At 32.3% G+C, this 20,257-nt stretch carries 20 protein-coding genes, 3 pseudogenes and 1 riboswitch; of the genes and pseudogenes, 6 read left to right on the top strand and 17 right to left on the bottom strand.

The genetic code is table 11. The features are described 5' to 3' along the window. Positions 1 to 501 precede the first annotated feature (501 nt). The 3 genes and pseudogenes from AC2CGR_RS08105 (at position 502) to AC2CGR_RS08095 (ending at position 2,254) form a co-directional block, all read left to right on the top strand. Positions 502 to 806 (top strand): annotated as a pseudogene (locus AC2CGR_RS08105) (DUF3784 domain-containing protein). A gap of 166 nt (positions 807 to 972) precedes the next feature. Then, positions 973 to 1,167, top strand: a complete 195-nt coding sequence (locus AC2CGR_RS08100) for a hypothetical protein (RefSeq protein ID WP_042515056.1) — start codon at positions 973 to 975, stop codon at positions 1,165 to 1,167. Between the two features lie 301 nt (positions 1,168 to 1,468). After that, entirely contained in the window at positions 1,469 to 2,254 is a 786-nt protein-coding gene (locus tag AC2CGR_RS08095; protein WP_071716396.1) for a sulfotransferase family 2 domain-containing protein, read from the top strand. 468 nt (positions 2,255 to 2,722) lie between these two features. Here the strand turns inward: AC2CGR_RS08095 and AC2CGR_RS08090 are convergent, their stop codons facing one another. Further along, the gene (locus AC2CGR_RS08090; protein WP_165507131.1) at positions 2,723 to 2,896 is read right to left on the bottom strand and encodes a hypothetical protein; all 174 of its coding nucleotides are present in this window, start codon (positions 2,894 to 2,896) and stop codon (positions 2,723 to 2,725) included. A gap of 97 nt (positions 2,897 to 2,993) precedes the next feature. On the opposite strand from AC2CGR_RS08090, the gene AC2CGR_RS08085 reads away from it, so the two are divergent. Together AC2CGR_RS08085 and AC2CGR_RS08080 are read left to right on the top strand one after the other, a co-directional pair. Beyond that, positions 2,994 to 3,293 carry a hypothetical protein gene (locus AC2CGR_RS08085; RefSeq protein ID WP_071716397.1) on the top strand — a complete coding sequence of 100 codons (300 nt, stop codon included), beginning with the start codon at positions 2,994 to 2,996 and terminating at the stop codon, positions 3,291 to 3,293. A gap of 627 nt (positions 3,294 to 3,920) precedes the next feature. Next, entirely contained in the window at positions 3,921 to 4,394 is a 474-nt protein-coding gene (locus AC2CGR_RS08080; protein ID WP_042515060.1) for a hypothetical protein, read from the top strand. 282 nt (positions 4,395 to 4,676) lie between these two features. Here the strand turns inward: AC2CGR_RS08080 and AC2CGR_RS08075 are convergent, their stop codons facing one another. From AC2CGR_RS08075 to AC2CGR_RS08025, 11 genes and pseudogenes are all read right to left on the bottom strand, one after another. Further along, positions 4,677 to 5,153, bottom strand: a complete 477-nt coding sequence (locus tag AC2CGR_RS08075; protein ID WP_270185183.1) for a sigma factor — start codon at positions 5,151 to 5,153, stop codon at positions 4,677 to 4,679. Between the two features lie 72 nt (positions 5,154 to 5,225). Beyond that, positions 5,226 to 5,599, bottom strand: a pseudogene (locus tag AC2CGR_RS08070) (hypothetical protein). 77 nt (positions 5,600 to 5,676) lie between these two features. Further along, on the bottom strand, positions 5,677 to 5,850 hold the full coding sequence (locus AC2CGR_RS08065; RefSeq protein WP_254797766.1) for a hypothetical protein: 174 nt from the start codon (positions 5,848 to 5,850) through the stop codon (positions 5,677 to 5,679). Between the two features lie 227 nt (positions 5,851 to 6,077). Then, positions 6,078 to 6,557 (bottom strand): homoserine dehydrogenase, encoded by a 480-nt coding sequence (locus AC2CGR_RS08060; RefSeq protein WP_205687602.1) that lies wholly within the window; start codon positions 6,555 to 6,557, stop codon positions 6,078 to 6,080. Between the two features lie 166 nt (positions 6,558 to 6,723). Continuing rightward, positions 6,724 to 6,855, bottom strand: a pseudogene (locus AC2CGR_RS08055) (site-specific integrase); the annotation flags it as partial. A 72-nt stretch (positions 6,856 to 6,927) separates the two neighbouring features. Next, on the bottom strand, positions 6,928 to 7,245 hold the full coding sequence (locus AC2CGR_RS08050) for a heterocycloanthracin/sonorensin family bacteriocin (RefSeq protein ID WP_484480723.1): 318 nt from the start codon (positions 7,243 to 7,245) through the stop codon (positions 6,928 to 6,930). A 293-nt stretch (positions 7,246 to 7,538) separates the two neighbouring features. Then, positions 7,539 to 8,228 (bottom strand): thiaminase II, encoded by a 690-nt coding sequence (gene tenA / locus AC2CGR_RS08045; RefSeq protein ID WP_484480722.1) that lies wholly within the window; start codon positions 8,226 to 8,228, stop codon positions 7,539 to 7,541. A 130-nt stretch (positions 8,229 to 8,358) separates the two neighbouring features. Beyond that, a riboswitch (TPP riboswitch) is annotated at positions 8,359 to 8,464 on the bottom strand. A 71-nt stretch (positions 8,465 to 8,535) separates the two neighbouring features. Further along, positions 8,536 to 9,450, bottom strand: coding sequence for a D-alanine--D-alanine ligase (gene ddlB, locus AC2CGR_RS08040; protein WP_071716401.1), 915 nt, complete (start codon positions 9,448 to 9,450; stop codon positions 8,536 to 8,538). A 4-nt stretch (positions 9,451 to 9,454) separates the two neighbouring features. Continuing rightward, positions 9,455 to 10,903, bottom strand: a complete 1,449-nt coding sequence (pdxR, locus tag AC2CGR_RS08035; RefSeq protein ID WP_071716402.1) for a MocR-like pyridoxine biosynthesis transcription factor PdxR — start codon at positions 10,901 to 10,903, stop codon at positions 9,455 to 9,457. A 124-nt stretch (positions 10,904 to 11,027) separates the two neighbouring features. Further along, positions 11,028 to 12,068: a homoserine dehydrogenase gene (locus AC2CGR_RS08030; RefSeq protein ID WP_484480721.1), complete on the bottom strand. Its 1,041-nt coding sequence runs from the start codon at positions 12,066 to 12,068 to the stop codon at positions 11,028 to 11,030. A gap of 87 nt (positions 12,069 to 12,155) precedes the next feature. Then, on the bottom strand, positions 12,156 to 13,397 hold the full coding sequence (locus AC2CGR_RS08025) for an esterase/lipase family protein (RefSeq protein WP_131102226.1): 1,242 nt from the start codon (positions 13,395 to 13,397) through the stop codon (positions 12,156 to 12,158). A gap of 253 nt (positions 13,398 to 13,650) precedes the next feature. On the opposite strand from AC2CGR_RS08025, the gene AC2CGR_RS08020 reads away from it, so the two are divergent. Further along, entirely contained in the window at positions 13,651 to 13,992 is a 342-nt protein-coding gene (locus AC2CGR_RS08020; protein WP_087965163.1) for a DUF3914 domain-containing protein, read from the top strand. A gap of 68 nt (positions 13,993 to 14,060) precedes the next feature. Here the strand turns inward: AC2CGR_RS08020 and AC2CGR_RS08015 are convergent, their stop codons facing one another. The 5 genes from AC2CGR_RS08015 to abc-f form a co-directional block, all read right to left on the bottom strand. After that, positions 14,061 to 14,726 (bottom strand): lipoprotein BA_5634 family protein, encoded by a 666-nt coding sequence (locus AC2CGR_RS08015; RefSeq protein ID WP_131102224.1) that lies wholly within the window; start codon positions 14,724 to 14,726, stop codon positions 14,061 to 14,063. Between the two features lie 67 nt (positions 14,727 to 14,793). Continuing rightward, a complete protein-coding gene (locus AC2CGR_RS08010; RefSeq protein WP_087965167.1) occupies positions 14,794 to 16,728 on the bottom strand; it encodes an ABC transporter permease in 1,935 nt (644 codons plus the stop codon). Beyond that, entirely contained in the window at positions 16,703 to 17,473 is a 771-nt protein-coding gene (locus AC2CGR_RS08005) for an ABC transporter ATP-binding protein (RefSeq protein ID WP_087965169.1), read from the bottom strand. The genes AC2CGR_RS08010 and AC2CGR_RS08005 overlap by 26 nt, the downstream gene beginning before the upstream one ends. Before the next feature lie 258 nt (positions 17,474 to 17,731). Beyond that, positions 17,732 to 18,316, bottom strand: a complete 585-nt coding sequence (locus AC2CGR_RS08000) for a GNAT family N-acetyltransferase (protein ID WP_484480720.1) — start codon at positions 18,314 to 18,316, stop codon at positions 17,732 to 17,734. Between the two features lie 20 nt (positions 18,317 to 18,336). Continuing rightward, a complete protein-coding gene (abc-f, locus tag AC2CGR_RS07995; RefSeq protein WP_484480719.1) occupies positions 18,337 to 19,965 on the bottom strand; it encodes a ribosomal protection-like ABC-F family protein in 1,629 nt (542 codons plus the stop codon). Between the last annotated feature and the right edge of the window lie 292 nt (positions 19,966 to 20,257).

Here is a 20,257-nt window from a genome sequence, read left to right as displayed (position 1 = left end):
ATACTATATACTCCTAAATTCATGGGGGTAATTTCTCATTGCAGTTAGCTTTTGCTAGCTGCTCTTTTTATTTTCGTTTATTTCCGAATAACATTTTCAACTCCGCTTATACTATTTTGGTAACTTAAAGTTACAAACTATTTCTGTAAGCGTAGCGTTTCTTTTGTACAACAGGCAGTTAGTTTTATGAACTAGCTGCTTCGTTGTGCAAAAGAAAAATTGTTTAAACTGCACACTTAGTAAGAACATACATAAAATATAATGCGGTATTCTTTTTCAATATTAGTTTTAGTCATGGAGCGCCCTAAAAAGCGCTCTTTATATTTGAAATAAATAACCCTTTTGTTCAAACAGACTCACGATTCATATAAACCAAACATATTTATACATAGGCAAGACATAGCTTTTTATTATACATGCACAATTTTTGTGCATGTTTTTTGTTTAATACAATAACTATCCCAATCTAAATATGGTAAAATTTAAATAAGGTAGGTGAATATAATGAGTGGATTTGTAGTTTGCACACTTGTTGGTCTAATCATTGTAATAATGGGTTATCTGATTCATATTAAAAAACAATTATTTCTTATTGCTGGATACCAAGATGCTACTTTTATTGGTGATAAAAATAAACTAGCTAAATTATTGGCATATTTGCTTACATAGTAGGAATTGCTACTTTTTTACTACCTTTCGGACTTGAATTTTTTGGTGGCATAAGTGGCAAAATCTATGCAACCTGTGTTGTTGCAGGTACAGTTTTTGTTTTGGTTAGAAAACAAATGATTAATAAACCTTTTTAAAAAGAGTCTTAATACGGCTCTTTTTTTATTGATAAAACTAATTCAAATAACTATTTTGTTAAATTTCTCAATTCACAAGGTGCTAACTTTATAAAATGAATTCATATACAATTATTGAATACATATTAAGCTCATATAGAACCAAATAGTTTAGGAGCTGATCAGTATGACAAGTAAACCACTGGTAATAACGATTCCTCCTATATCAAAAACCAAAATTACTTTTTATTCTTCTTCTGGTGAAGTAATTAACCACACTTTTTTTACAAACGAGACTTCAGAACCTATAGCAACATTTGCATATTGCCCTATAGACTTTGAAAGATTTGAAACTAAAAGAATGCCAGTCCTTATAAAATAATTTTTCATTCTCATTTACGAATAATCTTTTTTGCATTACACATACTACATCTGAACGCTCTCTCCCTGGGCTTCGCTCTTTCAAAACGGAAGGCACTCCTCCGTGCAGTGTATGAACATAGCGGGCAATCTAGTCAGTTGCCTGCTATGTTTGTTTATAGGTATACAGATTCTCGTACAAAATAACGCTTTTATTTTAAAATTATATTATTTTAAACTATCTATTCTACTTCTCTTGTTCATATATCAAGTTCTCTATTCATACACTAAACATAATTGACATAACTGAATGGAGGATAACTATGTCTTTTGCAAATATTATTAAATACGGACGCGTCCCCCTCTTTAATTCTAACTTCCCTTTAATTTTATTTTGGAGTCAAAAAAGTGGCTGTACCTCTCTTGCACATTGGTTTTTTTATCAAATAAATTTATTTAAACAAGCTATAAAATACGATTCTTTCATCCATAATTATGAAAATGAAATATACAAAAACTCCTCGGACTACTTTATTGAATTAGCTGCAGCTTTATATTCAAAAGAAAAAGATACCTATAAGTTAGTAAGAAACCCATATACAAGAGCTGTAAGTTCATTCTTCTCATTAATTGCTCCTCCTTACATAGAAAATCCAGCATGGAATCCTATTCGGAATTTTTATTATGGTAATGAATTTTGTAATAAACCTATTTCATTTAAAATCTTTCTCTACTACTTAAAAGCACAAATGATAAATTTAGAACAAGTAGATCCACATTTAATGCAGCAGTATGAACCAGGTGAGGAGGAGTTTGTTACAAAGTATATCTACCTTGAAAATTTCTCTACTGAAATTGTGCGCCTTGAACAAATATATCAACTAAAAACTTCTCCTTTACACATACTAACCAAATCATGGCATCATCAGAAGGACAGGGCGATTTTTAAAGGGAATTTTGCAGATGCTGATATTACTGATCCCTTATTCCCACGCCTCCCAACATACGATAGTTTTTATGATCATGAAACTATCCAATTAGTACAGGATGTTTTTAATAAGGATTTCGGCACATACAAATACCCATTAACTCCTTTAAAAAATACGTGATTTTCTAATTGCAGTTTCATATTTTACAGAGTAGCTTAAATTCACCTATTTAAGTTTCCTCATAAAACTCTCATAGTAATTTGGGACACTGGAAGCGGTGTCTTTTTTTAATGAAATTCAAATTTGGTCTTTATCAAAATCTTCAATACCATATAAAATTTACGTAAAGATTGATATGATTCAACCTACCCACCCAATAAACGTTATATACTGAACTTACAAATATCCGATTTGCACAATGCTTGCTTTCTATACGACTTATGCTTGGGTGCTAGGAGAAATCCTAGCCTTTTTTGATTTCTCTCATATTAGTTGGACCTTTCCATTTCCCTTCACATACCTACTTCTTCTCGAGTTTTCCAACATAGGTAAAGCTACGCTCATACATAATGCTTATTTCCTTATCTGCAATTTCCTTTTGATTTATACGATACGGTTTCCCTCCGTTCAATCTACTCTATTGAACTTTTACTTCATTTCCATTTTACATTCTTCAAGAAAGTCGATAGCCTCTTGAACCTGTTCTTTTGTTGAAAGTAATTCCATCACATTGCCTTCTGTGTTATAAACATGAATCGTTCTTTCCTTAAACTCCATTCCCAACATCCCACCATCACCTAAAAGCTTTACGTTAGCTTTCATTTTCCTCTACCTCACTTTAAATGGATTATTTTGTTTTAATTCTATTTAGAATTTGCTAAAATTTAGTGAAAAACATCATATTAATAAAGGGGCAATCATGAAACATACTATAAACTTCTGGTCTTTTATTTTTTCATTTATTTGTGTTGCTTTATTCTTTTTATATCTTGAAGTATGGTCACCTAAAATGAATGAATCTATTATGAATACAATATATTTTCATCCTTTATTCGTTTTACTAGTTTTAACACTAGGAACTTTTTTTGTTGGTATGATAGGATTCTCTAAAATAAACAACTGGAAAGCGATGCTCAGGAGCATATTAACAGTCTTTCTGACATTTTCATTATCTGTATTTTTAGCCATTATTTTGTTTGTGGGATATGGATTAAGTTAAAAAGAAAACCTTTAGGTGCTCTGAATAAAACTCAATATTCCGTCAATACTATAGACAACCCATTTCGAACCATATTCCATGATTGGAGCAGTTAGCTTTTGCTAGCTGCTCTTTGTTTGTAAAAAACGAACACAATTAACCGCACTCACATATAATATTCTGTGTTCCTTTCTTTATAAATTGAAATAGTCATTACAAAATAAATCTCGTCACGAGAGCACTTAATTAAGTGCTCTTTGTGGTTTTAAACTAACATAAAATGAAATTTTTACCACATAGCTAATTGTTAAATATTTTACGTTTATACATTATAATGGAATAGTTATTGTATATTGGCATTAAGAGAAGCGTCCTGATTAAGCGCTTCTCTTTTTTTAACAACATAGCGATTTTATTAAAAACTTTTAACCTTTTAGTCGGACAAGCATATGATGTACTATCTAATACTCATAGGGTTTTCCTCTTTCAAGAGCACATATTAAATATGTGCTCTTTTTTCTTTATATAACCAACCAGAAATATATATTCAAAGCCTCATTTTTTTGTTTTATTGAATTAATCCAATCATAATTTCTATTTCTCAAATAACATATATGGACAACTAAAGATAAGGAGGATGAAATTCGTATGGCTGATTATTTTTATAAAAATGGTAAAAAAATTTATAAAAAACAATCCAATCCGAAACTTCAAAACAATAATTGTTCTGTTAGGACTCATACAATTGCTGGTGCTGAAGAAAATAGAAATGGAAATATACCTTTAGTTATTGACCTTCTAGATAACACTCCACAAACAGTATTTGAGGATTTCACTAACAACCACAATAAAACATTAATTCAATTATTTGTTATTGGGATGAGTGCACCTGTTGACGTAACTATTCTAACAAGAGGATCTAATAGACCAATTACCACCACATTACAACCCGTTCAAACAAAAATATTTCAGGTTGAAGATTTCCAAAGCCTTACTCTTACAAAACATGAGGGTCCTGCCAGTGGAGTTAGTTTATTTGTCCAAAAAACATTTTGCATCTGTTGCAATAATCAAGGTAATTCTTGCGATGAATATTACTGTGAATCCGACGATTATTGTTAAATTACCGAAAAGAGTCCTTTTTATATAGGATTCTTTTTCTTTTACTCCTTCAGCATTTAATTATTCACCACTCTATTACCAATGTATCCTAAAAAGCATCCTAACCAAAACATAATGCAACTCCACCTCTCTGTATAACTTTCAAAATTGATACTACTTTGCAACCCCCTGCGCCCTTCCAAAAGTTGCAACTTTTGGATTAATCTATTTTAGAATCCACCTAATTTGAGTTTGAGTAACCGCTACACGCTTTCCGATATTCCCCTGTGACATATGGTTTGACTACATATCCCAAATCATTAACTCTCTATCTGGTAATGTATTTATAAAAGAACACATTACTATCTTTTCATCAATTTCTTCTGTTTTACCTATTAAGCTTTCATCTACAAGCATTTGCTCTAGGGTTAGATCATTTTCTGATGAAAATGTTACGTCATGTAAAGAGCTTGGAATTTGCTGATATCGCAAAGCTTCTTCCACATTCTCAACAGATACACCTAATAGCTGACTGATGAATTCTGGTTTTTCTTCTGCTAATTCCCCTCTAATAACTCTGCCTTTTAAGTAGAATATTTCTCGCGTTACTTTGACTTTTTGATTATTTATAATCGCTAAAGTAGAGAACTTGCACCCATATGCAGAATCAAAGTCTTCTCTTGCTTCAAGTAATCCAATCATGCCACATTGAATTAAATCCTCTATTTCTAAACCTATATTACTTTTAATAGACTCCAAATTCGAGCGTACTTTTCCCATACAAACTTATAAACTAGCTTTTTATATTTTTAAAAAAACTCATCATCCGTCATGGCTTTCACATCAACTATTTCAAACATTCGCTCCACCCCTTTTGATTTCTCTCATATCAGTTGGCCCTTTCCAAATACCCGCTCTTTTCCATTGCTTTTTCTTTTTCCCGATATACGAGGGGCTACCGGCATATCTTGTATATTTAAATTCCTAACAGCCTCAGGTGTTAAACCACTCGGCACTTCCCTTCTTGGTCCACCATTCTTTTTCGGCTGTGTATCAAAATATCTACCCAGCTGGCATAATTCTTCATCAATCGGGCATACTTTACACTCATTCACACTTAAACATTCGTTTGATGTACGATTGCAATAACAACGTTTACATTTCTGTTCGATAATGTCACCGATTTGGTATGTGAGCTCTTTTCGTTCTTCTTTAGTAAGTTTCATACCATCCCCCTGACTGCTTTGAGTACTATACCGAGCGCTTGTGATCTACCTTGTAACTCAAGACTGTGTTCTCGTTCTTATACGGTTGTCTCTTCTGCGGCACGTACATTGATATGCATCTTTTGAAAATCACGCTCTAATTCGTGGTTCTTTTCCGCAATCGCATTAAATTCATTGAGTAACGAGTTGTAATCTTCCTCACGAGATTGAAGCTGATTTTGCATGAGTTTAAGTGCATCTTCCGCTTCCAAACGTAACTTTGTTTCCGCGATATGTTCTTTTGCAAGTAAGTCTTTTTATTTTTTGAGGACCTCGAATATTTTCAATACTTAACTCTTTTCGAAGAGCATCTTTTTCATCAAGAATGACATTTAATCGCTTATACAGCACCCTAAAATCTTTATTTTAATACCATAGTTTTACAATAAAACTAAAAAAGAACACCTTAAGTCGGTGCTCTCCTTACAAATATCAACCATTATGTAATTGAACATATAGATAACATGAATCCTCCAAATGAAATTGCTCCTAGTAAACCTAATACAAATCCTGTAAAACAAATACAATCAGCAAGACAAATGGAAGACTGTGATAACGGAACAAATGACCTACTTGTACTCGATCCATATTGTTTTATTTTCTCATAATTCATCTCTAACATGAAATGTAGACATCTTACACCATCTTCAATAGTATGTAGAGATTCTTTTTCTAATTGCTCCAATAATTTATTATTAAAAGCAAATGGAATAGGATACTGCTTATCTAATTTCATATTTTGATAGATTAATTGTAAATGAGATAATATATTATTTTTCTTTTTTTCAGATGTTACTGTACATTTCATATTATTAAATTCATTTAATAACAGTGTCAATTCATCTCTTTTTCCGTATAAATCTTTAGCTATTTTTCTCTTTAATTTGTACGAATGGATAATAGATTTAAATTCAATCATTTTAATACACTTCCTAATTAAATATTATTTATCTTATATTATATAGATAAACAGTACTCTTTAATCCTATTTAAAATACACTTAATCCTCTTAATTTACTATCGATTAACATTACACTAACCTTACGTATTTGTAATAATTTCTTTATCAATCCACAATTGATCCCTTAATTAGACAGATTTTTGATGGTAAAAACATAAGAAAAAAGCAATGATTCGATTTTAAATCTAGTCATTGCTTTATCTATCTCATCTTGATTTACACCTAAATATCTAAATATCATTCTTTCACTTGAATGCTACATGTGTTTTTATTAAATTCTTTAATAAAAATTATATAATGCTTCACTAATGGATTCTTTTTTCTCTTATCAATATTCATATGTTACAATAGTACCAGTTGTATCAGTAGTACCATTAAAACCACTAAAACAATTAGAACAACCACCACAAGTACCACAGCCGCCACAGCCGCCACAGCCAAAACAACCGAAGCAGCCAATACAACGGAACCCACCACAACGACCGCCACAACCTCCGCAACGACCACAACCACCACAGCGACGAGCAGTATCTTCAATATAGTAATATGGATATTGGTTTTGCGGGTCCCAATACACAATATCTCCAGACCGGTAATCATTAAGGCTTAACGCTTGTAGTTCTTGTTGAAACTGATTCATTTTCATAACCTCCGTTTATAAAATACAACCTCATCGATGCTTGCTTATATCCCTGTTCGTTAAATCTAAGTAGAAATAGCGCTATAAACTAAGTTCAATACATACACCAACAAAGTATGACTTATCACTAGATGATGCACCTTGTTTATGCACCTATTTTTAGGTTATTTTTTCCATGGGCTCATTTTTATAAATTGGAAAAAGACGCATTTAGGTTGATGCGTCTTTTGGCAAACTTCTTTTGTGAAATCATATACATAGGTATTATTCATACCTGTGTATAGCAATACCTCTACTCATTATCCAATTACATCTTTTACATCTGTATCCACTGGCCACTTTTCTAATGTATAAGCCATATCCCAAAATGAATATTCATATTGACTACTAATAATAAAATGTTGTTTCATTCGCTTACGGTCTGATTCAGTTACTTTTTCAGCGATAGTATCTAACCGTGCAATTTGCTCTTCAACTAATGTTCGGAACCAATCGGATCCATAAGCAGAAATCCAATCGTTATAAATTTTCTCTTCTGGCTGACACTCTTTTAAACGCTCACCAATTTCATAATATAACCAATAGCAAGGTAAAATTGCTGCAATGATATCTCCTAAATGTCCTTCGTACGCAGCACGATACATATGTGAAGTATATGCGTATGCAGTTGGAGCAGGGATAAAATTTTCTTTTTCTTCTTGTGTTATTCCTAGTTTCTTCGCAAAATTCTCATGTAATGATAATTCCGCCTCATATGTATTTTGGGCATGGTGTGCCATACGAGCTGTCGTTTCTAATTCCAGTGCTTTTGCAGCTCCTAATGTTTGTACTCTAGCAAAGTGACTTAAATAATATGAATCTTGAAGCACATAATAGCGAAAACTAGCTAAATCTAACGTTCCTTCACCAAGTTTTTTTACAAAAGGATGATGAAAACTAGCTTCCCAAATTGAATCAACTTCTTTACGCAATAATTGTGAAAAATTCATTTAAATTCCTCCAATAATTCATTTAATATAAGTATTAAGTATTTATCCACAGCTATTAACGCTTTAAAATAAAAAAACTTTCTTTACAGGCGTAAAGAAAGTGAAATTGACAGTATTTATACATAAAATAGCAATGTCTTTTCCACTTCCCTACGCTGGCATTAACCAGATCAGGTACTAAGAGTCTCAAATTCCCATTTGATCTCAGCCTATAATAGGCCCCCCTAGTGGATAAATATTTAATTATCGTATTGTATTCATCATAACACACTTCATGTTACTGTCAAAAGTATTCATGATATGCTACTTAAAACCCTTCTTCTTCCCTTACTCTTAATGAAGTTTCAATAATCATATCTAATAGTTTGCTATAATGAATATCCGCTGCATCTGCACTTTTTGGTAGTAGACTTGCTTGTGTCATCCCTGGTAATGTATTAACCTCCATTACATATGGAATACCGTCTTTCACCATCATATCAACTCTTGCATAAACACTACATTTTAATGCTTTATAGCAAGCCAGTGACGCTTTGTTTACACGTTCTTTTAATTCAGCTGGAAGTTCAATAACTTCTTCAATAGTACCTGCATCATCATATTTCGCATTGTAATCAAAGAACTCCGCTGCATGTCGAATTGAAATAATAGGTAACTGTTTACCATCAAAAATGGAACATGTAATCTCATCACCTTTTATATATTTCTCTATTACTACTTCAGAATCCCATTCAAACACAGTTTCTAGCATTGAAATTAATTCGTCTTTATCATAGACAATTTTCACCCCAACACTCGAGCCACCAGAGTTTGGTTTTACCACTAATGGAAATCCTAACTTATCTAACTCATCAAGATTTAGATCCTCCATTTTTGTAAGTTCAATCCAATCTGGTGTTTCTATTCCTTCATAACGTAAAATCTTTTTCGAAATATTTTTATCCATACATATACCGCTAGATAACATATTGCTCCCGCTATACGGAATACCTAAACTTTCAAGCGTTCCTTGAACAGTCCCGTCTTCTCCGTATTTTCCGTGTAATGCGAGCAACGCAAAATCAATGTCTTTTGCTTTTTCAATTAAATCCATTTTTTCATTTAACGTAATTGGTACTATCTCATATTTATTTTTATCTAAATTTGCAATCATTTCATTTCCAGTCATAATTGATACTTGTTTTTCAGAGGATACTCCTCCCATAATAACGCCAATTCTCATTTCCTCAACTCCAAATTTCGTTTTTTATTGTATCACCGATTATTTTGATTCCACGAACTATTTCTTCTTCTTTCAGGCGTGAAAATCCTAATCGAAAAGTGGTTGCTCCTCCTCCATCAGAATAAAACACATCTCCAGGAGAAAAAGTAACCCCTTGCTCATAACACTTTTGCAAAAGCGTACGGGCATGAATTTTTTCTTCTAACTCTATAAATAAATGGAGGCCACCATCACCGGTCATTCTTTGAAACGGAATGTACTCGTTACATGCCCCAACAGCTAACTCATATTTTTTCTTATAAACTGATCTTGCCTTTTTTAAATATTTTTCAAAATATCCTTCATGTAAATATTGAAATAGAACAGCTTGATCTAACGTAGAAGTGTGAATCGTTCTTGCTCTTTTTACACTTTCTAAATGATGAATTAGTTCTTTATCTGCAATAATCCATCCTACACGTAAACCAGGGAAAAGTACCTTCGAAAAGCTACTAATATAAATCACATTATTACCAGCACCAGCAAAAGTTAATAATGGTGCTAAATGTGAACCTGAATAACGTAGTTCTTCATTAAATCCATCTTCTATAATAGGAATTTTATATTTTGAAAATAATCTCATCAGTTCCGTTCTTTTCTCCGAACTCGTGACAATACCAGTTGGATTATGATAAGAAGGAATTAAATACGCGAAATCAAAATCCTTTTTACGCAAACTTTTTTCTACTTCATTCGTATCAATGCCATCTTCATTCATATTTATTCCATGCACTTCAAGTCCATGTAAACGGAAAAGCTTCAACGCAGCATGATGAGTTGGATTCTCACAAATAACCCGCCCTGATTTCTTCGATAATGAGGAAAGTACAATATCCAATCCTTCGGTAAATCCATTTGTAATTAATATATCTTTATTTGAAATATCTACACCTTTCATTTCCATATAATGAAGTAGATAGTTCATTAACGGTCTATAACCTTTTGCGTAGCCGTAGTTTAATACGACATCACCTTCAATGGACATACGAGTAAGAAAAGCTCTTTTGAAATTTTCCACGTCAAATAGCTTTTCGTCCGGAGCAATGCTATTAAAAACAATCATTCCTTTTTCCCAGCGGACACCATGTTTCATTAAATCTAATTCATCCGCTAATAAGGTAACTGTATTAAGTTTATTTTTCCAATCTATTTCAACAGACGAAGTGTTTGAAATATCAACCTTCGCAACAAAATTTCCTTTTCCTTTAACTGCATAAATGAGTCCTTCTTGCTCTAAATCGGCATAAGCAGCGAGTACAGTATTTCTGCTCACACTTAGTAATTCGCTTAGTTCCCTTGTTGAAGGGATTTTTTGATCCCCGAGCAAATGCCCTTTCATAATCATCTTTTTCAAATAATCTTTCAATTGAATATAAACGGGACGATCTTTCACAACTTTAAAATCTTTAAACAATTCCTTACCCCCTGCAATCATTTTTGCATATTTATTTCATTCTCAAAAGGTCCACTACATATGTATTTTTTATTAAGGGCGGTACGGTTTTATAAAGTGAAACTTTAATCAATTGGTAATTTTACTACCTGTTCATACGTGACAAATCTTTACGATATAAGTTAATTATATCTTTTAAAGCTGCAGCTGCAGCACCTCGCGGATTAGAAGCACCACCAATTGTAGTAACTTGCCCCATCGTATCTGTAAAGAACGTAATCCCTTTTTCCGCCCCATTTACTTTTGCTAGCGGATGATCTCTGTCTATTTCGGACGGTTCTACATTAAGAACCACGTTACCATACTTATCCTTATTTGCTGAAGCAATTAATTTAATATATTTATTTTGTTCCTTAGCATTTTGAATTTCTTGTTTTGTAACATGTTCGATTCCTTTTATATGTATATCGGTAAGCATATTCTCTGCTCCCATTAAACTGTTTGTCAAGAGTAACAATTTACACGCACTATCAGAACCACTTACATCTAATGTTGGGTTCGTTTCAGCAATTCCTTTGCCTTGCGCTTCTTTCAGTGCTTCTTCAAACGTAATATCTTCCTCATTCATTTTCGAAAGAATATAATTTGTAGTCCCGTTTAATATTCCTTCTATTTTTTCAATATGGCAACCCGCTAAACTAAATTGCCCAATATCAAGTGTCGGTAATGCCGCAGCAGTTGCACCACTGTATCGAATTCGTACATTTGCGATTCTTGCTGCTTCATTTATTTCTCTCCAGTTTGTAACAAGCGCACCTTTTGAAATTGCTACTATATCCATTTGTTTTTCAATCGCTTGTTTTATATATTGTTTCCCTGGATTTCCATCTTTAAGGTTTGTAACTGTTGATTCTACCAGCACTGTACCACTTATGTTATCTGTTGCACGTTCCTCCGGATGATATTCTATATACTTCTCAATTGCTGCGCTACTGCTACCATACGTTAATAAGTCCTGAATAGATAACCCATCCTCATTATGTATTGCAACATTTCTACCTAATACGCCACTTACAACTAACTCTATACCATATGTTTCATATATATATGAATATTTTTCATGTAGTAATTTTATAAACTCTCTTCCTACTGTTCCATATCCTGATAATACAACTTTAATTTTCATAATATCCCCCCATATTTTTCTACCAAATCCCTCTTTCAATATAATATAAAGCGCCCCCGAATTCCATCGAGAGCGCTTTATTATTACCTATTTCGGTAAAAGTGATAGCTTTTCAGCAATTGTTCTATAAAACTCTTGAATGTTAGAAAAACCTAACGTGTCTGAAATACTTAATCCCACCATGTCGAGATGGTCCCAATTTGCTTTCATTTCGATATGATTCCATTTTCCAATCTGTAATGACTCATTATTATTTACAGTTGCATTAGATGATGGTGCAATCATAGAATTTGTATTTACTACACCATCATTTTGCCACCAAGAAGTATTAATTAATGGGCGGTTTTCTTCATATCTCGCATAAGAGCCTAAGAAAAATGCATTCCCCATTAACACTTTATTCATCGTTATATGAGGCAAATGTAAACCTGTTATAGGTGCCGCTTGTGATGCATGTCCACTATAGGATAAGTAATACACATTCGGTTGCGTCTTTACCCAAGTATTTAACTCCTTTGCACCATCAGTACTTAAATCCCATTGACTTATATCTTTTGTATTTTTCCAAATTGAACTATTTAAAATACGATCAGTATATTGTAAAGAGGACTCTCCAGCATTCTTCTTTAACCCCCATTGATCCAATTTGAAATCATATAATGATAAATTACTGTTTCCTCCTAAACTTGCAGCTGTAATGAGTAAATCTTTAACGAACGGTAGTAGAAGACTACCATCCGCAAGTGTTGTACCGTTGTGAGGGGTTGCTAATGTTGTAACACTATGAACATATGATTTCTCGCCCTCAAATAGTTGTGATATTTTGGTGTTTGGGTGATTTTTCACATAATTTTTTTCTTCAAAACTGCCTTCTTTTAATAGCTGTACTAATGTTCTAATCGTTTGCCCACCCATGCTATGCCCAACTAAATGAACTTTATTTGTTTCACTCCAATTCGGCGCAAAACCACTATAAGTTCTGCCAAAACGATTATGTCCATGTTTCTCAGCATGTGCGGCACCGTAGTCTACTGTTCCACCGTTAATTTGGGCATATAATTCACATGCACGGTCCCAGTTACTAGAAACTGGTCCAACAGCTGCGGTATGAACTGTATAACCATTGCGTTTCAAATCTTCCTGTATATCATGCACACCACCCCAATATTTAACCCCTAGCATTTCCTCTCTACCCCATCCGGCAAATCCGTTTACTAAAATGATCGGATAATTATTTTGTTGACTCTCTTCAGCGTAAATTACTTTCGTGGCGAATGAACATACAGTCATCAATGCAAAAAAACATATTTTTAAAAATAACTTCCCCATACTTCCTCCCCCTAATAAAACGTTTACATTTTTTTACTTTACAGCATGCTTTAATAACTTAAACATAATGTAAAGTATTTTATATACGTTGTATATATAGAAAACATATACAAATGTTGATAAATATTTACTTTTTACAATACAACTTGTAAATCTGTTTATTTGAATTTATAATTAGATATAGTTTCCTCATGTTAAAAAGATTTAAAAACCATAAGAAAACTAATCTCATTGCTTCAAAGGAGGAAAAATCATGCAAATCGGATCAAATATTCATACATTGTCTCAACCTACTAAAATAACTCCATCTAATATTGAGCATAATACTATCTCTTCTACTAAACTTGAAAGTAAGAAAGTAAATGATCCTATCAAGTTCGATATTCGTTCATCCGAAAAAGAAATGAAACAGCCTGAGCATAAATTTAACGAATTAGATTTATGGAAAATGTTAAAAGATAAAGGTGTTCCTTTATGGATCATCCTTGAAATGCTACAAAAAGTTCGTAAAGAAAAAGAAGCTCAAAATAATTCAGTTCAAAATTCAAATGCGATTGAAGACACGAGTGAGACTCGATTAAATGAAGTTATGTAAATGGTTCATACTTAAAAAGAGTTCCAGGCTGATAAGCTTCTTATCGACCTAGAACTCTTTTTGTATAATCATTCTGCAATCGTAACAAATTGAATTGATACTTCTTCCTCAAAATCTCTAATTAACTTTCTTACTTTTACCTTTTCATTAACCAATGTATTATCTGTCGACATTTTAGGTTTTTCATCCCCTAAAGAATTTTTCAGATGTAGAAGTTGCATAGTCATTTCATTTACTTTTATCTCTTCATACACACTATTTTTCATCACAATTACACACCATATTGCTCCATAGTTACGAGTATTGCCAAGCCAAGCATCACTATCATATGTAACAGGTATTTTTCGTCCTTCTATTTCAATACTTTTTATATTCTTTTCTTCTTCATTTATAAATAAAAGTGAACTTTCTTTTGGGAAATTCGGCAACTTATCTAAAGGCTTAGAAAGAGATGAATGATCTCTTTTACGAAAAATATTTGCTTTAATCATCGCTTTTGCAGTAGATTCATTTAATATCAGCACCCTTTTTTGGTCAACTCTACCTGTTTTCACAGAAAAAGCTTCCTGTTCTTTCGTATTTTCCTTATAACGATTCATAACTGTTGTAGTATGCTTCTCATCTCCAATGATTAATACACCGTTAGCTGGAAATCTATTTTCATTTTTAGAGCATGCGCTTAAACTTATTAACAATAATATACTTAATATAAAAATAGATAATGTTTTTTTCATTACAGTTCCTTTCATAACTCAAATTGGTTTATACATGCTTTTCTGCAAGCTTACTTGCTTAAATTCTCTATTGTTCCATCGTTTTATAAAGCTTTTGTAAATAACGCCAACGAGTTATAAAGAAATATAAAACTTGTATACATATAAAGGAAATTAAAATGACGATAGAGCTATTTAGAATAGAAAAATCGACTAATTGTTGTAATGCTGTATAAGCTACTACAGTATGTATTACTGCAATGATAATTGGTAAAAAGAACATTAATAATAACTGTCTCGTTACGACTTTCTTTAGCTCCCGTTTACTTAACCCCATTTTCGAAATCATTTTATACTGCTGTTGATCGCGGTCCAAATCAGTATATAATCGGAAATAAATAAAACTAGCAGCAAATGTGAAGAAAACAATTCCGACTAAAACACTAGCCATAAGTAATAATCCATTCGTTTGTTTTGCACTTAGCAACTCTATTGTTAGTGCTCTAAATTCAAAATGTATATCTCTAGGATCTTGATTAAATATATTATTTAATTGGTTTGAAACCTCTTTCGTTTTTATCCAATCGTCTACAACAAATCCGTAAGTACGATATTGAATAATATCTTCATTATCTGGACCACTATTAAGTGGAATTCCATCATATACATGATCTTGAATAGCAATATATATTCCTTCCGTATCATGAGGTAAAACTAAATTATCGACAGTTTTTTTCACATGAAATGTCTTTGTCCAATCGCCTTGAAGGACTTCAATATTCTTCTTATAATCACCATTTTTAAATTCTTGTTTTTGTGATACCATTCCAGGAATTAATAACATTTCATCTTCTTTTTCAATCGTTTCTTGTTGATACCCTAGTGCTCTCGCAAGTTCGTTATATTCACTTAATTTCATTACATATACATTACTTTCCGTATATATATATGAAGATGAAGCCATTCGATACGGAATATTAGCATCAGCCAGATGGTTTTTTATAATAGAGAGATGTTTATCCGCTATTTTATTGTTTTCAGGAGCCATGTATAGTAATGTATACGGATTCGTCATCCTTACTAAATCTTTATTTCCAAGAGCAGCTGTCGTGCCAATTGCTGTAAAAGCAACTGCTGAAATAATAGATACTATAAAAAACATCGTTGCATTATCTTTCATACGATAAATTAATTCTGAAAATGTTAGTATATTTGTTCTCTTTAAAAAGAAAGTTTCTCTCCTTTTAGCAAGATACAATATATAAACGCTACACTGTGTATATAAAAAGTACGTTCCTATAATTACTAAAAGCACACCCATTCCGAGCGTAATAAAACTATAACTTTGGATAAAGCGAAATACTAAAATATAGCCATATCCTATACTAAATAAAGAAAAAAGTGATAATAAAATTGACGATTTCGGTTCAGGTTTTGGCTTTTCCCCTGCTTGAATCAGTTCCACAAGCTCTGTTACTTTTATCATTTTAAAAGTAACTAGCGAAACAATTAAAAATAAAAAAAGAAATGTGATGACTGTTAATATTATAGCCTGTACTGGTATATAAAAAGGTAATCCATTGCTAATCATTAATACACTGGCACTTATTAATAAAACTAGTTTAGAAAATATGAGTCCAATTAGAACACCTATACAAATGGAACCAAGTCCAATTAACATATTTTCAATTAACAATAACTTCTTAAGCTGTCTCATTGACATACCTTGCATCATTAAAATGCCAAATTCTTTCTTACGTGTTTTTAAAAACGAACTAACTGAATATAAAATAAAGAAAAATGAAAATACAAAAATCAAACCTTGCGAAACTTTAAATCCTAATGTACCAAATGTACTTATTGTTGTACTTGTCGATTTCAACTCCCCTTGTAGATCGGGATGAAATAATAAAAGAGCATACGTAAAGAAAATCATAATTGAAAATGCACTACTTAAAAAATGTCCTGCATATGTACGCTTATTACGAAAAATATTATTAAATGCGAACTGACGAAAAGTCATGCCTTTTCCCTCCTAACAAAGAAAGGACATCCATAATCTTTTGATAAAAAGTTTGTCTGCTTTCACCACAATAAATTTCGTTATATAGTTGACCATCTTTAATAAAGATTACTCGGCTGCAAAAACTCGCTGCATACGGATCATGAGTAACTAACATCATCGTAGCTTTTTCTTCCTTATTTAGAGTATTTAACATCTCCATTACATCATTTGAAGATTTAGAGTCTAAATTCCCTGTAGGTTCATCTGCAAGTAATAATTGTGGCTTATGAACGATTGCGCGAGCGATTGCTGTTCTTTGAGCTTGTCCCCCTGATATTTCAAACGTTCTTTTACTTAAAATTTCTGTAATATTTAATTTCTCTGCAATTTCTTCCACTCGTTTGTTCATTTCTTTCACAGAAACACCATCTAAAGTCATTGGCAATACGATGTTTTCTTTTACAGTAAGTGTGCTAAGAAGATTAAATGATTGAAAAACAAATCCTAATTGTTTTCTGCGGAATAACGCTAAATCTTCTGATGATAATTGGAAAGGATTTGTGCCATTTATTAAAATTTCTCCGGATGATGGAGAATCAATAGTAGATACCATATTTAATAACGTTGTTTTCCCACTACCAGATGGCCCCATAATCCCTACAAATTCACCTTCTTGAATTGATAAATCAATATCAACTAATGCTTTATAAGGTACTTTCCCTTTATATACTTTACTAATACTTTTTGCATGTAAAATTTCCATGTATATTCTCCCTTCATTTGCACGTCTCATAACAGAGTGTAAATGAATTGTCTTATAGCTCATATTGATTCGTCTTTCATTTATCTTACACGCTTGTAAGATTTCTAAAAAAACTGACAACAGAACTATTTCAAACTAAAATTAATGCATAACTATCTTATAATAATTGTATAGTAGTAGGAAATACAATGTATAATAAATCTTTATTATATAAATAAGAAAAGACCGATTGCTTTATCGGTCTTTTCCTTCTAAAAGTTACATTTTTATCCACTCAGATTTTCTCAATATATAATGATTATATATTTGATTTTCTATCCTCTGTTGGTTCTTATAACTAAATCCGCATTTTTCAATAACTTTATTTGATGCTACATTGTTAATTAAAGCGATTGCGTTAAGGACATCTACAGTTGTTTTTTCGAACAAATAGTCCACCAGTCCTTTAGTCGCTTTCGTTGCATAACCATTATTATGATATTCGCTTGAAACTGCATACATAATTTCTCTATTCGGTGCAGGGAGTTCACCTTTCATACCTGTGCAGCACCATCCAATCAATTCATTTGTGGTTCTCTTAAATATTCCTAGTTTTAATATGTGATCATCTATTTTAGTCGTAGTTCTCACTGCATGAAGAAACGCTTTATTTTCTGGTATCTCATAATTTACAACCCAATTAATCCTTTGTTCTTTCGTTGACTTCCAGTCTGGTAAAAACTTTTCTATTTCCGGTTGATTGGATATGTTATAAATACTCTCTGCATCTTTAATCGTAAACTCTTGCAGGTATATATCTCCACAATCTATTTTAAATAACTTAGTGAATCTCTCTTCTCCCATGTTAATCCCCCTTACTTACATTATAGCTCCTTAATCTGCTTCGTAAGTTCTATAAACCGTTCATCCAGTGCTTTATATTCTTTGTCTTTAGAAGTTAAAAAACTTAATTTCCCTAATACTTCTTGTCTCTCCGTTTCTAACGTTAAACGTAGTTCTTCAATTTCATCTCTTGTTTTAATAGGTTCTTCTAACTGCTTTTGTATCGTATTGTTTACAAACACAAACTTTGTATTAGTTGTTTTCTTCAAAAAATATCGATCGTGAGAAACGATAACAAGCGTTCCATTATACTCAGCTAATGTATTTTCAAGCTGTTCACGTGAAGGAAGATCTAGGTGATTCGTAGGTTCATCTAAAATAAGTACATCTTTTTCATCTAAAATATAAGCCATTAGCTTACATTTTACTCGTTCACCCATACTCATATATCGAATCGGCTCTTTCCATTGGGAAGATTGGAACCCTAAATGTTTCATTAAATTTTGGACTTTTCCTCTTTCTTCAAATGTCTCTTTATAAAATAAATCTTCTGGTGTTTTATCAAGTGGTAAATCAAATACTTCTTGTGTTAAATAACCGATGTTTGCTGATGGTGAAATCCATACCTCTCCTTCAGCAGTTTCGGTTCCCATAATCATCTTTAGTAAAGTTGTTTTCCCGCTACCATTCGGCCCAATAATCGCAACCTTCTCACCATGCTGAATTGTAAAATTAATGTTTTCAAATAATGTCCGATTATTAAATTCTTTTCGCAATTGTTTTACTTCTAAGAAACGTTTCCCTACTTTTTTACTCGCTTGAATAGAGAATTCAACTGAATACTCCTCTTTCACACGTTCTACCTTCGTTTTCTCTAACTCTTTTTCGAGACGTTTTCGTTTTGACTTCACTTGTGCATCCATGCGCTTCGCTTTTACACGATAAAATTCTTTAACTCCTTCTTGTTTTGTAGACTGCGCATGTGCCTTTTGTGACCATGAACTTAATTCTTTTATATGAGTTTCTACTTGTTCTATCTTTTTTTGTTGTTTTTCATATTCACGTTGCTGCGTCATTCTTTTGTGCTCACGTGCTTTCATATAACTTGTATAATTACCGCTATGGTCAATTAATTTCTTATCCTCAATTGACCATATTCTAGTTGCAACAACATCTAAAAAGTATCGATCATGCGATACGACGATAACTGTACCTTTCATATTTTTAATTTGTTTAATGAGAAATTCCGTACTCATCTCATCTAAATGATTTGTCGGTTCGTCTAATATTAGGACATTGGGATTTTCAGCAAATCCTTTTGCTAATCGTACTTTTAGCTTTTCGCCACCACTTAAAGTATGAAAGTCGTTCGTTGGCACGCCCCATTTCGCAAGAAGTTCTGCTTCTTGTGCAATTATATCCTTACTAACGAAAGATTCTTTTTCTTGCTCAACATATGCTGTTGTCATATTCATTTGCATCCATTCAACAGTACCTTTTGAAGGTTCAATCTTCCCATTTATTAATTGAAGTAACGTTGATTTACCAGCACCGTTTTTACCAATTAATCCGATAACATCCCCTTGTTTTACTATCATATTCATTTTCTCTAACAACATATTTTCCTTTATTTCAACATAAACATCATTTAATTTTAATAGTTCTTTCATAAATACCGATCCCTTTCATTAAGGGAGAATAAAAAAATCCTCCCAAATAAATTTGGCAGGATTAGTCATTACATTATTTATACCCAAATAAGCTATTACGCAAATCAAATAGCAAAATCATTGTTTGGAATTGGGCAGACTAATCCTATTTTTTAGAAATTGAAATTTATTGAATTTCAACATTTAAAAATAAGATTAGTTAATCATCGTCCACCCATCATTCCTTTCCGTCATTAATAACCATATTGTACCATGATAGTACTGTATGAGTAAATGCAATTATTTGTGCTAC

This window comes from Bacillus sp. LSHTCR4, from assembly GCF_057197025.1.
Note: the sequence above shows the minus strand (reverse complement) of the source record. Positions and strands in the feature narration are given on the sequence as shown.

What these genes read in the sequence shown, in the direction of transcription:
- AC2CGR_RS08100 (WP_042515056.1), top strand. Translation starts at nt 973, where the DNA reads ATGACAAGTAAACCACTGGTAATAACGATTCCTCCTATATCAAAAACC.
- AC2CGR_RS08095 (WP_071716396.1), top strand. Translation starts at nt 1,469, where the DNA reads ATGTCTTTTGCAAATATTATTAAATACGGACGCGTCCCCCTCTTTAAT.
- AC2CGR_RS08090 (WP_165507131.1), bottom strand. Translation starts at nt 2,896, where the DNA reads ATGAAAGCTAACGTAAAGCTTTTAGGTGATGGTGGGATGTTGGGAATG.
- AC2CGR_RS08085 (WP_071716397.1), top strand. Translation starts at nt 2,994, where the DNA reads ATGAAACATACTATAAACTTCTGGTCTTTTATTTTTTCATTTATTTGT.
- AC2CGR_RS08080 (WP_042515060.1), top strand. Translation starts at nt 3,921, where the DNA reads ATGGCTGATTATTTTTATAAAAATGGTAAAAAAATTTATAAAAAACAA.
- AC2CGR_RS08075 (WP_270185183.1), bottom strand. Translation starts at nt 5,153, where the DNA reads ATGGGAAAAGTACGCTCGAATTTGGAGTCTATTAAAAGTAATATAGGT.
- AC2CGR_RS08060 (WP_205687602.1), bottom strand. Translation starts at nt 6,557, where the DNA reads ATGATTGAATTTAAATCTATTATCCATTCGTACAAATTAAAGAGAAAA.
- AC2CGR_RS08050 (WP_484480723.1), bottom strand. Translation starts at nt 7,245, where the DNA reads ATGAAAATGAATCAGTTTCAACAAGAACTACAAGCGTTAAGCCTTAAT.
- tenA (WP_484480722.1), bottom strand. Translation starts at nt 8,228, where the DNA reads ATGAATTTTTCACAATTATTGCGTAAAGAAGTTGATTCAATTTGGGAA.
- ddlB (WP_071716401.1), bottom strand. Translation starts at nt 9,450, where the DNA reads ATGAGAATTGGCGTTATTATGGGAGGAGTATCCTCTGAAAAACAAGTA.
- AC2CGR_RS08030 (WP_484480721.1), bottom strand. Translation starts at nt 12,068, where the DNA reads ATGAAAATTAAAGTTGTATTATCAGGATATGGAACAGTAGGAAGAGAG.
- AC2CGR_RS08025 (WP_131102226.1), bottom strand. Translation starts at nt 13,397, where the DNA reads ATGGGGAAGTTATTTTTAAAAATATGTTTTTTTGCATTGATGACTGTA.
- AC2CGR_RS08020 (WP_087965163.1), top strand. Translation starts at nt 13,651, where the DNA reads ATGCAAATCGGATCAAATATTCATACATTGTCTCAACCTACTAAAATA.
- AC2CGR_RS08015 (WP_131102224.1), bottom strand. Translation starts at nt 14,726, where the DNA reads ATGAAAAAAACATTATCTATTTTTATATTAAGTATATTATTGTTAATA.
- AC2CGR_RS08010 (WP_087965167.1), bottom strand. Translation starts at nt 16,728, where the DNA reads ATGACTTTTCGTCAGTTCGCATTTAATAATATTTTTCGTAATAAGCGT.
- AC2CGR_RS08005 (WP_087965169.1), bottom strand. Translation starts at nt 17,473, where the DNA reads ATGGAAATTTTACATGCAAAAAGTATTAGTAAAGTATATAAAGGGAAA.
- AC2CGR_RS08000 (WP_484480720.1), bottom strand. Translation starts at nt 18,316, where the DNA reads ATGGGAGAAGAGAGATTCACTAAGTTATTTAAAATAGATTGTGGAGAT.
- abc-f (WP_484480719.1), bottom strand. Translation starts at nt 19,965, where the DNA reads ATGAAAGAACTATTAAAATTAAATGATGTTTATGTTGAAATAAAGGAA.